Origin of the sequence: Clostridium sp. Cult3, assembly GCF_021655115.1 — a bacterium.
Taxonomy (GTDB): Bacteria; Bacillota; Clostridia; order Tissierellales; family Tepidimicrobiaceae; genus PPXY01.
The window spans coordinates 1-14,964 of record NZ_PPXY01000054.1 but is presented as its reverse complement, the minus strand read 5'-3'; the positions used below and the strand labels follow the sequence as shown (position 1 = coordinate 14,964).

At 37.0% G+C, this 14,964-nt stretch carries 13 protein-coding genes, 2 pseudogenes and 1 other annotated feature; all 15 genes and pseudogenes read left to right on the top strand.

The window, feature by feature from the left end; genetic code table 11:
• Window positions 1–169: pseudogene (gene tuf, locus C3E88_RS10295) on the top strand (elongation factor Tu); the annotation flags it as partial.
• Between the two features lie 246 nt (window positions 170–415).
• Window positions 416–565: a 50S ribosomal protein L33 gene (gene rpmG / locus C3E88_RS10290; protein WP_236910096.1), complete on the top strand. Its 150-nt coding sequence runs from the start codon at window positions 416–418 to the stop codon at window positions 563–565.
• Between the two features lie 29 nt (window positions 566–594).
• Window positions 595–801, top strand: coding sequence for a preprotein translocase subunit SecE (gene secE, locus C3E88_RS10285; RefSeq protein ID WP_236910095.1), 207 nt, complete (start codon window positions 595–597; stop codon window positions 799–801).
• 36 nt (window positions 802–837) lie between these two features.
• Entirely contained in the window at window positions 838–1,389 is a 552-nt protein-coding gene (nusG, locus tag C3E88_RS10280; protein ID WP_236910094.1) for a transcription termination/antitermination protein NusG, read from the top strand.
• Between the two features lie 99 nt (window positions 1,390–1,488).
• Complete coding sequence (rplK, locus tag C3E88_RS10275; RefSeq protein ID WP_236910093.1) at window positions 1,489–1,914, top strand: 50S ribosomal protein L11; 426 nt, start codon at window positions 1,489–1,491, stop codon at window positions 1,912–1,914.
• Between the two features lie 47 nt (window positions 1,915–1,961).
• Window positions 1,962–2,684 (top strand): 50S ribosomal protein L1, encoded by a 723-nt coding sequence (gene rplA, locus C3E88_RS10270; RefSeq protein ID WP_236910092.1) that lies wholly within the window; start codon window positions 1,962–1,964, stop codon window positions 2,682–2,684.
• Between the two features lie 37 nt (window positions 2,685–2,721).
• Window positions 2,722–2,861, top strand: a sequence feature (ribosomal protein L10 leader region).
• Window positions 2,862–2,879: 18 nt separating this feature from the next.
• On the top strand, window positions 2,880–3,416 hold the full coding sequence (rplJ, locus tag C3E88_RS10265) for a 50S ribosomal protein L10 (RefSeq protein WP_442870642.1): 537 nt from the start codon (window positions 2,880–2,882) through the stop codon (window positions 3,414–3,416).
• Window positions 3,417–3,452: 36 nt separating this feature from the next.
• Window positions 3,453–3,836: a 50S ribosomal protein L7/L12 gene (rplL, locus tag C3E88_RS10260; RefSeq protein ID WP_236910091.1), complete on the top strand. Its 384-nt coding sequence runs from the start codon at window positions 3,453–3,455 to the stop codon at window positions 3,834–3,836.
• Window positions 3,837–4,107: 271 nt separating this feature from the next.
• Window positions 4,108–7,707: pseudogene (rpoB, locus tag C3E88_RS10255) on the top strand (DNA-directed RNA polymerase subunit beta); the annotation flags it as partial.
• Between the two features lie 98 nt (window positions 7,708–7,805).
• On the top strand, window positions 7,806–11,339 hold the full coding sequence (rpoC, locus tag C3E88_RS10250; protein WP_236910089.1) for a DNA-directed RNA polymerase subunit beta': 3,534 nt from the start codon (window positions 7,806–7,808) through the stop codon (window positions 11,337–11,339).
• Between the two features lie 114 nt (window positions 11,340–11,453).
• The gene (locus C3E88_RS10245) at window positions 11,454–11,696 is read left to right on the top strand and encodes a ribosomal L7Ae/L30e/S12e/Gadd45 family protein (protein ID WP_236910088.1); all 243 of its coding nucleotides are present in this window, start codon (window positions 11,454–11,456) and stop codon (window positions 11,694–11,696) included.
• A 27-nt stretch (window positions 11,697–11,723) separates the two neighbouring features.
• Entirely contained in the window at window positions 11,724–12,137 is a 414-nt protein-coding gene (gene rpsL / locus C3E88_RS10240; protein ID WP_236910087.1) for a 30S ribosomal protein S12, read from the top strand.
• Window positions 12,138–12,257: 120 nt separating this feature from the next.
• Window positions 12,258–12,728, top strand: coding sequence for a 30S ribosomal protein S7 (rpsG, locus tag C3E88_RS10235; protein ID WP_236910086.1), 471 nt, complete (start codon window positions 12,258–12,260; stop codon window positions 12,726–12,728).
• A 53-nt stretch (window positions 12,729–12,781) separates the two neighbouring features.
• The gene (gene fusA / locus C3E88_RS10230) at window positions 12,782–14,851 is read left to right on the top strand and encodes an elongation factor G (RefSeq protein ID WP_236910085.1); all 2,070 of its coding nucleotides are present in this window, start codon (window positions 12,782–12,784) and stop codon (window positions 14,849–14,851) included.
• A 29-nt stretch (window positions 14,852–14,880) separates the two neighbouring features.
• A partial coding sequence (locus tag C3E88_RS10225; protein WP_236910097.1) for a GTP-binding protein occupies window positions 14,881–14,964 on the top strand: 84 nt, incomplete at its 3' end.

The following is a 14,964-nucleotide window of genomic DNA, read 5'->3' as shown; positions in this document are numbered from 1 at the left end:
AGGAGACATTCAATTACAAGAAGGCGTAGAAATGGTAATGCCAGGAGACAATGCTAAGTTTACTATAGAGCTTATTACTCCAATAGCAATGGAAGAGGGATTAAGATTTGCTATTCGTGAAGGCGGAAGAACTGTAGGAGCTGGAGTTGTTACAAAAATAGTTGGCTAATTAGATGAGAATGAAAGACTAGGTCTTTTGGCCTGGTCTTTTTTTAAGGTCACGCTTAGGATATTCTTGCTAGGATTTGGATAAAATTATTAAAAGATTGACCTTGGGGCATAGGATTTTTTTATTGACATAATTTTTAATTTGTGATAGTTTATATTAAGTAATGTAGTTAATAGTGGGTTATTCTACCCGATGAAAACTTAAGTTTTTTATATATCTATATATTTGGCGTAGGAGGTGTAGCAAATGAGGGATAGGATCATTTTAGCCTGTACTGATTGTAAGCAAAGGAATTATACATCAACTAAAAATAAAAAGAATAATGCAGAAAGAATAGAGCTTAAAAAGTATTGTAAGTTTTGTAAAACACATACCGTTCATAAGGAAACTAAGTAGAAAGAATAACTAAGTAAGGATGTGAGTTTATGTCAGCTCAAACCGGTGCAAAAAAAGGTAGGGTAAGCACATATTTTAAGGGCGTTAAAGCTGAAATGAAAAAAGTTATCTGGCCTACTAAAAAGGAATTAGTAAATTATACAGGAGTTGTTGTTTTAATTAGTGCTATCGTAGGCTTGGTAGTATGGGTTTTAGACCTAGGAATACATCGTGTGTTATCATTGATTATTAAGTAACAAGGAGGAGGGAAGGGCCATTAGGTCCAGGAAGGTATGACTGATAAGGTTGAGAATAGAGCAGAACGGGCTAAAAAGGCTAAATGGTATGTAGTCCATACTTATTCTGGCCATGAAAACAAAGTAAAAGCCAATATCGAAAAAATGGTTGAAAACAGGGGTATGATCGACGATATTTTTGAAGTAGTAGTGCCTACAGAGGAGTATATCGATACAAAAAGTGGGAAAAGGAAACTTAAAGAAAGAAAGCTTTTCCCTGGATATGTTCTTATTAAAATGATAATAAACGATGTGTCCTGGTATCTCGTTAGAAACACTAGAGGGGTTACTGGGTTCGTAGGGCCAGGTTCTAAGCCAGTTCCTTTAAATGATGAGGAAGTTAAGGCTTTAGGAGTACAAGATACAACATTACCATCTATAGACTTAAAAGAAAAAGACGTTATAAAAGTAATTACGGGGCCCTTTGAGAATTTTATGGGAACTGTTGAGAGTATTAATCTAGAGAAGAAAAAAGTTAAAGTATTTGTTTCTATGTTTGGAAGGGAAACCCTCGTAGAATTAGATTTTGATCAGATAGAAAAATTGTAGTACTGTTTATAAAAGCTAATAAGCTTTTTAGATAGATTTAAAGTAGTGGGAGAGTATAATCTCATTAAACCACATAGGGATTGAGGAGGTGGAACTAATATGGCTAAAAAAGTCATTGCTGTTGTAAAATTACAAATACCAGCTGGCAAAGCTACTCCAGCCCCACCTGTAGGAACTGCATTAGGGCCTCATGGAGTAAATATTATGCAATTTACTAAGGAGTTTAATGCAAGAACTGCAGATCAAGCTGGAATGATAATACCAGTTATTCTTACAGTTTATCAAGATAGATCTTTTACCTTCATTACTAAAACACCACCTGTTTCAGTATTGATAAAGAAAGCTGTAGGGATTGAATTAGGTTCTGGTGAGCCTAACAAGACTAAAGTTGCTAAAATTTCTAAAGATAAAGTTAAGGAAATTGCAGAAATAAAAATGCCTGATATAAATGCAGGTAGTATAGAAGCTGCTATGAGTATGGTAGCTGGAACAGCACGAAGTATGGGTGTTGTTGTTGAAGATTAAAAAATAAGTGGGAGGACATTCCGTTATTACCACAAGGAGGTACAATTATGGCAAAGAGAGGAAAAAAGTATCAAGAAAGTTTCAAACTAGTCGATAGAACTCACCTATATGATGCAGTAGAAGCAATAGAACTAGTTCAGAAAACAGCAAAAGCTGATTTTGATGAAACTGTTGATTTATCTGTAAGGCTTGGCGTAGATCCAAGACATGCAGATCAACAAGTAAGAGGTGCAATAGTATTACCTCATGGAACAGGAAGAACTAGAACAGTTTTAGTATTTGCTAAAGGTGAGAAGATCAAGGAAGCAGAAGAAGCTGGGGCAGATTTTGTTGGTGGAGAAGAGCTAGTAGAAAAAATACAAAATGAAAATTGGCTTGATTTTGATGTTGTAGTTGCTACACCTGACATGATGGGGGTTGTAGGAAAAATCGGTAGGATTCTTGGACCAAAAGGACTTATGCCAAATCCTAAATCAGGAACAGTTACCTTTGAGTTAGATAAAGCAGTAAAAGAAATTAAGGCAGGTAAGGTAGAATACAGAGTCGATAAGGCAAGTATAATTCACGTGCCAATAGGAAAGGTTTCTTTTGGGACGGAAAAACTAAGAGAAAATTTTGCCGTTATAATGGAAGAGATAATTAAAGCTAGGCCAGCTGCAGCAAAAGGCAAGTACTTGAGGAGCATTACATTATCAAGTACTATGGGGCCTGGAATAAAGGTAAATCCACAGCAATTAGTTGATAAATTTGTTGCAAAAAAAGAAGAATAAATTGTTGACAGATAGAATGTTTATTGATATAATTTGCTTGTTAATTAAATAGGTACCGTAGACCGTAGGAACCCATGGGTTTAAAATACTCCTACCGAGGTGAGATTAAAAACTAGTCATTTAATTTAGAGATTAGGGTCTCTCCGTGTCTGCGGAGAGGCCTTTATTTGTTATAGCCTTTAGGAGGTGAAGCTGTTGAAGGAAAAAGTTCTAGAAGAAAAAAAGCAAATAGTTGCGGAAATTACCGACAAGGTTAATAAAGCTCAAGGTATAGTATTAGTAGACTATAGAGGATTAAAGGTAGAAGAACTTACAGAGTTGAGACGCAATTATAGAGAAGCTGGAGTTGACTACAAAGTATATAAAAACACCATGATGAGATTTGCTTTTGAAGAAGCAGGTTTTGAAGAATTTAATCAGTATCTAACTGGGCCAAATGCTATTGCTTTTGGGTTTGAAGATCCGGTGCAAGCAGCAAAGATTACTGACGAATTTGCAAAAAAACATGATAAGCTTGAAATAAAAGCTGGTATAGTGGATGGTAAGATAATAGATGTTGAAGAAGTTAAAAACTTAGCAAGTTTACCATCAAAAGAGGTTCTTATAGCACAAGCCCTTGGAGGACTAAATGCACCTATATCTGGATTTGCCAATGTCCTACAGGGTACAATTAGAAACCTTGTATATGCACTAGATGCAGTAAGGGAAAAACAGGAAGCGCAAGGAGCGTAAAACTTAAATTTAGAAAATATTTGGAGGGATATAAAAATGGCAAGTGAAAAAGTGTTAAATTTAATTGAAGAGGTAAAAAGTCTAACTGTATTAGAGTTATCGGAATTAGTAAAGGAATTAGAAGAAGAATTTGGAGTTAGTGCACAGGCACCAGTAGCAGCAGTTGCAGCAGCACCAGCAGCCGGTGGAGCAGAAGCAGCAGAAGAGAAATCAGAATTCGACGTTGTATTAAACTCACCAGGACAGGAAAAGATAAAAGTTATCAAAGCTGTTAGAGATATAACTGGTCTAGGATTAAAAGAAGCTAAAGAACTAGTTGACAATGCACCAAAGCCAGTTAAAGAAGGAGCTTCTAAAGAAGAAGCAGAAGAAATAAAAGGCAAATTAGAAGAAGCTGGAGCAGAAGTAGAATTAAAGTAATTGCTGACAAATATTAAAAAAGGCTTTCATGAAAGGAGAGCCTTTTTTATTGTTCAGAAATGACCATTAAAATTATCTGCAAAAATTTAAAATACTTGACATGTAAACTACAGTATGGTAGTATATGTAGATGCTATAATAAACGAAACTATATGCCTTTCTGTATAAAATATCACTGATATGTCAATATTATAATATATTTACTTTGGCGAGTTACCAAAAGTAACCATTTACTTTTGGCTATTTTAGTTTAATAAGGGGTGAATTATTGATGGTACATCCTGTTACATACGGGAAACGCGTCAGGATGAGTTATTCACGTATTAATGAAGTATTAGATCTACCAGATTTAATTGAAGTTCAGAGAAGTTCATATGAATGGTTCCTAGAAGAGGGGCTAAGAGAAGTATTTGAAGATATATCCCCTATACAGGATTATACTGGAAACTTGATTTTGGAGTTTGTAGATTACTATATTAATGAAGAACCTAAATATAGTGAGGACGAAGCAAGAGAAAGAGATGCTAACTTTTCAGCACCTTTAAAGGTAAAGGTAAGGCTTATAAACAAGGAGACAGGAGAAGTCAAAGAACAGGAAGTGTTCATGGGGGATTTTCCTCTAATGACAGAGAAGGGGACCTTTATAATTAATGGGGCGGAAAGAGTAGTAGTAAGTCAATTGGTAAGATCTCCAGGAGTATATTATTCCCAGGAAATTGACAAGGTTGGAAAAAGACTTTACTCCGCTACGGTTATTCCTAATAGAGGAGCTTGGCTAGAATACGAAACGGATTCCAATGATATAGTATATGTAAGAATTGATAGGACGCGAAAACTTACTATTACTACATTGTTAAGAGCATTGGAATTTAAATCAGATGCAGAGATAATAGATATCCTGGGAGAAACGGAACAAGTTTTAAAAACAATAGAAAAGGATAATACTAGCACAGAAGAGGAGGCTTTAATTGAAATATATAAAAGGTTGAGACCAGGAGAGCCTCCTACAGTTGAAAGTGCAAAATCCCTATTAAATAATCTATTTTTTGAACCGAGAAGATATGATTTAGCAAAAGTTGGACGATACAAATTTAATAAAAAACTAGCCCTTTACAATAGAATTGTAGGGGAAAAAGCTGCAGAAGATATTTCTGATCCAGAGACAGGGGAGTTATTTGTCTCTAAAGGGGAAAAAATTACAAGACAAAAAGCTATAGATATCGAAAATAGTGGAATCAACAAAGTAGACATTATGCTTGGAGATGGTAGAGTTGTTCGTGTAGTAGGCAATCGCTTTGTTGATGGAAAGGCTTTTGATCTGCCCTTTTCCCTTGAGGAACTAGGATTAAAGGAAAAGGTATACTATCCAGTTATGAAGGAATTAGTAGAAACCTATGATGACCCAGAAGAATTAAAGGAAGCTATAAGAGAGAGACATAGGGATCTATCCCCAAAACACATTATCCGTGATGATATAATTGCAAGCATAAACTATGAATTTAACTTATTTAACGGAGTCGGTATGACCGATGATATAGACCATTTAGGCAACAGAAGATTGCGTTCTGTTGGAGAGCTTTTGCAAAATCAATTCAGAATAGGGTTATCTAGGATGGAAAGGGTTGTAAGAGAGAGGATGACAATACAGGACGTTGATGTTGCGACCCCTCAAGCCCTAATAAATATAAGACCAGTAGTAGCGTCTATAAAGGAATTCTTTGGAAGCAGTCAATTATCCCAGTTTATGGATCAAACTAACCCATTAGCAGAACTAACCCATAAAAGGAGGATGTCTGCCTTAGGTCCTGGAGGATTAAGTCGTGATAGAGCGGGATTTGAAGTAAGGGACGTTCATCATTCTCATTATGGTAGAATGTGTCCTATTGAAACTCCAGAAGGACCCAATATCGGGTTAATAACCTCATTAACTACCTATGCTCGGATTAATGAATACGGATTTATAGAAGCACCTTATAGGAAAGTTGATAAGGAAAGAGGGGTTGTCCTTAAGACTATTGAATATTTAACTGCTGACTTGGAGGATGAATTTATTATTGCCCAATCCAATGAACCTTTAGATGAAGAAGGCAGATTTGTGAACCAAAGGGTTATCGCCCGTGGTAAAGATGGAGTAATAGATATATATCCTGCAAGTGAGGTAGATTATATGGATGTATCTCCTAAACAGATAGTTTCTGTTGGTACGTCTATGATCCCTTTTTTAGAAAACGATGATGCCAATAGGGCTTTAATGGGTGCAAACATGCAGCGTCAAGCTGTTCCACTTTTAAAGACTGAGGCACCAATAATAGGAACAGGTATAGAGTATAAAGCAGCAAGGGATTCAGGTGTAGTTATAATAGCTAAGAACTCAGGTACCGTAATAAAGGTAAGTTCCAATGAGATACTGATAGAAAGAGACGAAGATAAACAAATAGATAGATACAAGCTTTTAAAATTCAAACGCTCTAACCAAGGAACAACTATTAATCAGCGACCTATTGTCGTTAAAAATGAAAAAGTAGAAAAAGGGCAGGTTATTGCCGATGGGCCTAGTACGGACTTAGGAGAAATTGCTTTAGGTAAAAATCTTTTAGTCGCCTTTATGACTTGGGAAGGGTATAACTATGAAGACGCTATATTACTAAATGAAAAGCTAGTAATTGAAGACACTCTTACATCTATCCATATTGAAGAATATGAGTCAGAGGCTAGAGATACAAAATTAGGACCAGAAGAGATTACGAGAGATATTCCAAATGTTGGGGATGATATGCTTAAGGATTTAGATGAAATGGGGATTATAAGGATAGGAGCAGAGGTAAAGTCTGGCGATATACTGGTTGGTAAGGTTACACCAAAAGGTGAAACAGAACTAACCGCCGAGGAAAGACTTTTAAGGGCCATATTTGGCGAAAAAGCAAGGGAAGTCAGAGATACTTCTTTAAGGGTTCCCCATGGTGAATCAGGTATAGTAGTAGATGTGAAGATATTTTCAAGAGAAAATGGAGATGAGCTATCTCCTGGTGTAAATCAGATGGTAAGAGTATATGTAGCAACTAAAAGGAAAATAAGCGTGGGGGATAAGATGTGTGGTCGTCACGGTAATAAAGGGGTGGTATCTAGGATATTGCCTGAAGAGGATATGCCCTATTTACCCGATGGAACACCAGTAGAAATAGTTCTAAACCCACTAGGAGTTCCTTCACGTATGAACTTAGGTCAGGTACTAGAAGTTCACTTAGGATTAGCTGCAAAAAAACTGGGATGGCATGTAGCTACACCTGTATTTGATGGGGCTAGCGATCAGGAGATAATAGATGCTCTTAAGAAAGCTGAATATCCTGAAAATGGTAAAATTAAATTGAGAGATGGAAGAACAGGTGAAGAACTAAACAATCCTGTTACTGTAGGTTATATGTATATGTTGAAACTCCATCATTTAGTTGATGATAAAATCCATGCTAGATCTACAGGTCCTTATTCTCTTGTAACTCAACAACCTCTTGGAGGAAAGGCTCAATTTGGTGGCCAAAGGTTTGGAGAAATGGAGGTTTGGGCATTGGAAGCCTATGGTGCTGCCCATACTTTGCAGGAAATATTAACGGTAAAATCTGATGATGTAATAGGTCGTGTAAAAACCTATGAAGCCATCGTAAAAGGCGAAAACATTCCAGAGCCTGGAGTTCCAGAATCCTTTAAGGTACTAATAAAAGAGTTACAGAGCTTGGCTTTAGATGTAAAAGTGTTGTCTGAGGAAGACGATGAAATAGAGATAAAGGAATCTGTTGATGACGATGTAGATGATTTGGAATTGATGGGTGACGAATTAGTTGGTAATAGATTGTCAAATGATGAAGAAAAAGAACAACTAAATGATAGATTTATTATAGATGAGGAAGATTAAGATTAAAGGAAAGTTTAAAGTAAAGGTTTTATAAACTTATTATAGAAAGGAGAGAAAGCTCCTTGTTTGAATTAAACACATTTGATTCAATAAAGATTGGTCTTGCATCTCCAGAGAAGATAAGGCAATGGTCAAAAGGAGAAGTAAAGAAACCAGAAACCATAAATTATAGGACTTTAAAGCCTGAAAAAGAGGGGCTCTTTTGTGAAAAGATATTTGGGCCTACAAAGGACTGGGAATGTCATTGTGGAAAATATAAAAGGGTCCGATACAAAGGTGTTGTTTGTGATAGATGTGGAGTTGAAGTAACGAAATCTAAAGTACGAAGGGAAAGGATGGGGCATATAGAACTAGCTGCCCCTGTATCCCATATATGGTATTTCAAAGGAATTCCCAGCAGGATGGGACTTATATTGGATATGTCTCCTAGATCTTTAGAAAAGGTACTTTATTTTGCATCTTATATAGTAATTGATGGTGGCGACACTTCATTATATGAAAAACAGCTATTGTCTGAACCGGAATTTAGAGAAGCTCAAGAAAAGTATAACAATAAATTTAGGGCTTTAATGGGAGCTGAGGCCATTAAAGAACTTTTGGCAAAGATAGATTTAGATGAAGAGGCAAAAGATTTACGACTGCAGCTTAAAGATGCAACGGGACAGAAAAAAGTAAGGATAATAAGGAGACTTGAGGTAGTAGAGGCCTTTAGGCAGTCGGGAAATAGACCTGAATGGATGATATTAGATGTTATTCCAGTCATCCCTCCTGATCTAAGGCCTATGGTTCAACTAGATGGAGGCAGGTTTGCTACTTCGGATTTAAATGATTTATATAGAAGAGTTATAAATCGAAACAATAGATTGAAGAGACTACTAGATTTAGGAGCTCCAGATATCATAGTAAGAAACGAAAAGAGAATGCTCCAAGAAGCAGTAGATGCGCTAATCGACAATGGACGTAGAGGTAGGCCTGTTACAGGACCTGGAAATAGACCTCTTAAATCTCTATCAGATATGTTGAAAGGGAAACAAGGTAGGTTTAGACAAAATCTACTGGGTAAAAGGGTAGATTACTCTGGCCGTTCCGTTATAGTAGTTGGACCAGAATTGAAATTTTACCAATGTGGATTGCCTAAGAAGATGGCTTTAGAGTTATTCAAGCCTTTTGTCATGAAAAAATTAGTAGAAGAAGAATATGCTCACAATATAAAATCGGCTAAACGCATGGTAGAAAGGATGAAGCCAGTAGTATGGGACGTGTTAGATGAAGTAATAAAAGATCATCCTGTACTTCTAAACAGGGCTCCTACTCTGCATAGACTGGGGATCCAAGCCTTTGAACCTGTGTTGGTAGAAGGAAAGGCTATAAAGCTACATCCTCTAGTTTGTACTGCCTATAACGCTGACTTTGACGGAGACCAGATGGCGGTTCACGTGCCGTTATCCATGGAAGCCCAAGCAGAAGCAAGATTACTTATGTTATCGGTAAACAACATATTAGCACCAAAAGATGGAAAACCTATAACTACGCCAACTCAAGATATGGTTTTGGGTAGTTACTACTTAACTGTAGAAAACCCTGAAGAAAAAGGCGAAGGTAAAATTTTCAAGGACTACGATGAACTATTACAAGCTTATTACAATGGCGATGTAGGTATCCATGCAAAAGTCAAAGTGAGAAGAAAATTGAGTGAAGAAGATAGAGGACAGCTTGTGGAGAGCACCGTAGGGAGATTTATATTTAACGAACATATACCACAGGATTTGGGCTTTGTAGACAGGGAGAAAGATCCCTATTCCTTGGAAATAGATAGACTTGTAGATAAAAAAGTATTAGGTGTGATAATTGAAAAATGCTATAGAAGGCACGGAAATACTGTGACAGCAGCAGTACTTGACCATATTAAGGAATTAGGGTTTCATTACTCTACTATAGGAGCTATAACCATAAGCATGGGAGATGTAATCGTACCTGAAGAAAAGATGGAGCTATTAGGAAAAGCAGAAGAGGAAGTAGATAAATTTGAAAAATCCTATAGAAGAGGATTAATCTCTGACGAAGAAAGATATGAAAAGGTAATTGAAATATGGAATAGGACTACTGAAGAGGTCACTGACGCTCTAATGGATGGGCTAGATCCTATGAACAATATTTATATAATGGCTCACTCAGGAGCTAGAGGTAGTAAAAATCAGATTAGGCAATTAGCTGGTATGAGAGGGCTGATGGCCAGTGCTTCTGGGAAAACTATAGAAATTCCGATAAAGTCCAATTTTAGGGAAGGATTAGATGTATTGGAGTTCTTTATATCCACTCACGGCTCGAGAAAAGGGTTGGCAGATACGGCGTTGAGGACTGCGGACTCGGGTTATTTGACTAGACGATTGGTAGATGTCAGTCAAGATGTAATAGTAAGAGAAGATGACTGTGGAACAGACCAATATATAGTATCCAAAGACTTTAAAGATGGTAAAGAAGTAATAGAAGAACTAAAGGATAGGATAATTGGAAGATATGTAGTGGAAGATGTAATAGATCCTAATACTAATGATATAATAATTAAAAAAGATGAGATGATTACAGAGTATATAGCTGAAAAGATACATGAAGTAGGTATAGAAGAGGTAAAGGTTAGATCAGTACTAGGATGTAAAACTCGCCATGGCGTATGTGCTAAATGCTATGGAAGGAATCTAGCAACAGGAGATCCGGTCAATGTAGGGGAAGCCGTAGGAACTATAGCAGCTCAATCCATAGGAGAACCTGGTACCCAGCTTACAATGCGTACTTTCCACACTGGTGGTGTAGCAGGGGCTGATATTACTCAAGGTTTACCAAGGGTTGAAGAGCTATTCGAAGCAAGAAAGCCAAAGGGATTAGCTATTATATCTGAAATATCAGGAGAGGTAAGCATCGGTGAAACCAAAAAGAAGAAGGAAATCATTGTTACTTCTAAGGATGGTGATACCAAGGCTTATAGCATACCTTATGGTTCTAGATTAAAGGTAAGACCGGGAGATTTTATCGAGGCCGGCGATGAAATAACAGAAGGATCAGTAAACCCACATGATATATTGAAGATCAAAGGGGTACATGGAGTACAGAACTATCTTGTAAAGGAAGTGCAAAGGGTCTATAGGCTTCAAGGTGTAGATATAGATGATAAACATATTGAGATTATAGTTAGACAAATGCTAAGCAAGGTGAAAGTGGAAGAATCAGGAGATACAGATCTATTGCCTGGAAGTCTAGTAAACTTAAATGATTTTGAAGATATAAACCGAGAGGTTTCAGAAGCTGGAGGCAAGCCTGCCATAGGCAGAAGAACCCTGCTTGGAATAACAAAAGCTTCTTTAGCAACGGAATCTTTCCTATCAGCCGCTTCCTTCCAAGAAACTACTAGAGTATTGACGGAAGCAGCTATTAAAGGAAAAGAAGATAATCTAATAGGTTTAAAGGAAAATGTAATAATTGGTAAACTCATTCCTGCAGGAACTGGGATGAGAAGGTACAGAAATATTGATATAGTATATGAAAATGGAGAAGAAATAGAAGGGTTAGATGAAAATATTGTTGACAGTGAAAATAACTGATGGTAAAATGTATAAGTGCGTAAATTAAAAGTGGACTCTTTGACAACATGAAGATTATGTGAACGTAAAGGTTCACATAATCTTTAAAATGTTTAAAAGGAGGAGGAAACTTACATGTTATATAGGCTTAATACCGACAATAAGGTGGTTGGAACTAAGCAGGTTAAAAGAGCCTTAGACAATAAAAAAGTGGAAATAGTGTATATAGCTAAGGATGCAGATAAGAAGATAATAGAAGAAATAGCTGAAGCTTGTAGTCAAAAACAGGTTGATGTAGTATATGTAGCTTCAATGAGGGAATTAGGAAAGGCTTGTAATATTGATGTCAGTGCAGCCAGTGCTGCATTGTTAAAATAATAATTGTATTTAGAAGGAGGTGCAATTATGCCAACCATTAATCAATTGATTAGAAAAGGTAGGAAAAAGGTTGTATACAAATCCAAATCTCCAGCATTAGGTGTAAACTACAACTCACTAAAGAAGGATATTACTACCGTACATTCACCACAAAAGAGGGGAGTTTGTACAGCTGTTAGAACTGTTACGCCTAAGAAACCTAACTCAGCTTTGAGAAAGGTAGCCAGAGTTAGACTTACTAATGGAGTCGAAGTAAATGCATATATACCTGGAGTTGGCCACAATCTACAGGAACATAGTGTTGTTTTAGTAAGAGGTGGTAGAGTTAAGGACCTTCCAGGTGTTAGGTATCACGTGGTAAGGGGTACTTTGGATGCGGCAGGAGTAGAAGGAAGGATGCAATCTAGATCTAAATATGGGGCTAAAAAGCCTAAAAAATAATTGTGCTAAAATGCAATGGAATTATTCCAGTTAATATATATATGCATTTAAGTGCACAGCGGCAGCTGGAGCTGTCGAGTACCAATGAATCTACTTTAGATGGTTAAGGAGGGAAGTAAAGTGCCAAGAAAAGGATATGTAGCTAAAAGAGAAGTAATGCCAGATCCAATATATAATGATGTAGTCGTAACAAAACTTATCAACAATGTAATGCTTGATGGCAAAAAAGGTGTTGCTCAGAACATTGTTTATGGCGCCTTTGATTATATTGAAGAAAAAACTGGCGAAGAACCTCTTGAAGTATTCTATAAAGCTATGAACAATATAATGCCAGTATTAGAAGTTAAAGCAAGGCGTATTGGTGGGGCAACATATCAAGTTCCGGTTGAAGTTAGACCTGAAAGAAGAGAAACATTAGGCTTACGTTGGCTTGTTCGCTATTCAAGGGCAAGAGGAGAAAAAACCATGGTTGAAAGATTAGCCAAGGAGATAATGGATGCAGCCAACAATACTGGAACAAGTGTTAAGAAGAGAGAAGAAACTCACAAGATGGCTGAAGCAAATAAGGCATTCGCACATTACAGATGGTAGTTAATAGATAGAATATACAGAGGGGGACTTAGAATCAGGAAGGAGGAAGTATTGTGCCCAGAAAGTTTCCATTAGAGAAAACACGGAACATAGGAATAATGGCTCATATAGATGCAGGAAAAACAACTACTACAGAGAGAATATTGTTTTACACTGGAAAAATACACAAACTAGGAGAGACCCACGAAGGTGCTGCACAGATGGATTGGATGGAACAGGAACAGGAAAGGGGAATTACTATAACATCTGCTGCGACCACATGTCATTGGAGAGATCATAGGATCAACGTCATAGACACACCAGGGCACGTGGATTTTACAGTAGAAGTTGAAAGGTCCCTTAGAATCCTAGATGGTGCTGTAGCGGTATTTTGTGCAAAGGGAGGAGTTGAACCTCAATCAGAAACGGTTTGGAGGCAAGCTGATAAATATAATGTTCCTCGAATGGCTTTCATCAATAAGATGGATATCGTTGGAGCAGATTTCTTTAATGCAGTAGACATGATTAAAGACAGACTAAAAGCCAACCCAGTCCCCATACAAATACCTATTGGAAAAGAAGATAATTTTACCGGAGTTGTCGACTTAGTAAATATGAATGCCAGAATTTATAACGATGATCTTGGTGAAAATATAGAAGTAGTAGATATTCCTGAAGAATTAACAGATTTAGCAACAGAATATCGAGAGAACCTACTTGAAAACATAGCAGAACACGATGAAGATTTAATGATCAAATATCTTGAAGGAGAAGAAATAACTCCTGAAGAAATAATAAGAGCTATTAGGAATGCTACGATTAAGGTGGAGATTACTCCAGTTTTGTGTGGTTCATCTTATAAGAATAAAGGTGTGCAACCTTTATTAGATGCTATAGTGGATTATATGCCTTCACCATTAGATATACCTCCTGTAAAGGGTGTAGCAGTTGATTCAGATGAAGAATTAGAAAGAATTTCAGCTGACGATGAAGCATTTTCAGCATTGGCCTTTAAGATAGTAACAGACCCTTATGTGGGAAAACTTGCATACTTTAGAGTATATTCAGGTACCCTAAAGGCAGGATCGTATGTATACAATTCGATAAAAGGTAAAAGAGAAAGAATTGGTAGGATTCTTTTGATGCATGCCAACAAAAGGGAAGAAGTTGATGAGGTTTATGCCGGGGATATTGCAGCAGCAGTAGGACTTAAGGACACATCTACAGGAGAAACTCTATGTGATGAAGACAATCCAATCATATTAGAAACTATGGAGTTTCCAGAGCCTGTTATCGAAGTAGCTATTGAACCAAAAACAAAAGCAAGTCAAGAGAAGATGAGCACTGCATTAGCTAAACTTGCTGAAGAAGATCCTACATTTAGGACTTCAACCAATGAAGAAACAGGACAAATACTAATTGCAGGAATGGGAGAATTACACTTAGAAATAATTGTAGATAGACTTCTAAGGGAGTTTAAAGTAGAAGCTAATGTAGGTAATCCTCAGGTAGCATATAAAGAATCTATTTCAATTCCAGCTGAAGCTGATACAAAATATGTAAGGCAATCTGGTGGCCGTGGCCAATATGGTCATGTTAAGATAAAAATTGAACCACAAGAATCAGGCGGAGGCTATGAATTTGTTAACAAGATAGTAGGAGGAGCAATACCAAAGGAATACATTCCAGCGGTAGATGGAGGAATTCAAGAAGCTATGCACTCTGGTATTATTGGAGGATACCCAGTGCTAGATATAAAAGTAACACTTTTTGATGGATCATATCATGAAGTAGACTCTTCGGAGATGGCCTTTAAGATTGCTGGTTCTATGGCATTTAAAGAGGCGATGGCAAAAGCTAAGCCTGTATTATTGGAACCAGTGATGAAAGTAGAAGTAATTATGCCAGAAGAGTATATGGGCGATGTTATAGGTGATATTAACTCAAGACGAGGTAGAATAGAGGGTATGGAGCCAAGGAATGGGGCTCAAGTAGTAAGAGGATTTGTGCCTTTAGCCGAGATGTTTGGATACGCAACAGATCTTCGTTCCAACACTCAAGGTAGGGCTACTTATTCTATGGAATTCGACCACTATGAGCCGGTGCCAAATAACATTGCAGAAAAAGTCTTAGGACACAAATAACAATTTAAATTATCAAGGAGGAATAGAAAATGGGTAAAGCAAAATTTGAAAGAACTAAACCTCACGTAAATATAGGAACTATAGGTCACGTAGACCATGGTAAAACCACATTA

Bases quoted from the DNA above. Each gene is read 5' to 3' on its own strand.
- rpmG (WP_236910096.1), top strand. From the start codon at position 416: ATGAGGGATAGGATCATTTTAGCCTGTACTGATTGTAAGCAAAGGAAT.
- rplA (WP_236910092.1), top strand. From the start codon at position 1,962: ATGGCAAAGAGAGGAAAAAAGTATCAAGAAAGTTTCAAACTAGTCGAT.
- C3E88_RS10245 (WP_236910088.1), top strand. From the start codon at position 11,454: ATGTTATATAGGCTTAATACCGACAATAAGGTGGTTGGAACTAAGCAG.
- rplL (WP_236910091.1), top strand. From the start codon at position 3,453: ATGGCAAGTGAAAAAGTGTTAAATTTAATTGAAGAGGTAAAAAGTCTA.
- nusG (WP_236910094.1), top strand. From the start codon at position 838: ATGACTGATAAGGTTGAGAATAGAGCAGAACGGGCTAAAAAGGCTAAA.
- rplK (WP_236910093.1), top strand. From the start codon at position 1,489: ATGGCTAAAAAAGTCATTGCTGTTGTAAAATTACAAATACCAGCTGGC.
- secE (WP_236910095.1), top strand. From the start codon at position 595: ATGTCAGCTCAAACCGGTGCAAAAAAAGGTAGGGTAAGCACATATTTT.
- rpsL (WP_236910087.1), top strand. From the start codon at position 11,724: ATGCCAACCATTAATCAATTGATTAGAAAAGGTAGGAAAAAGGTTGTA.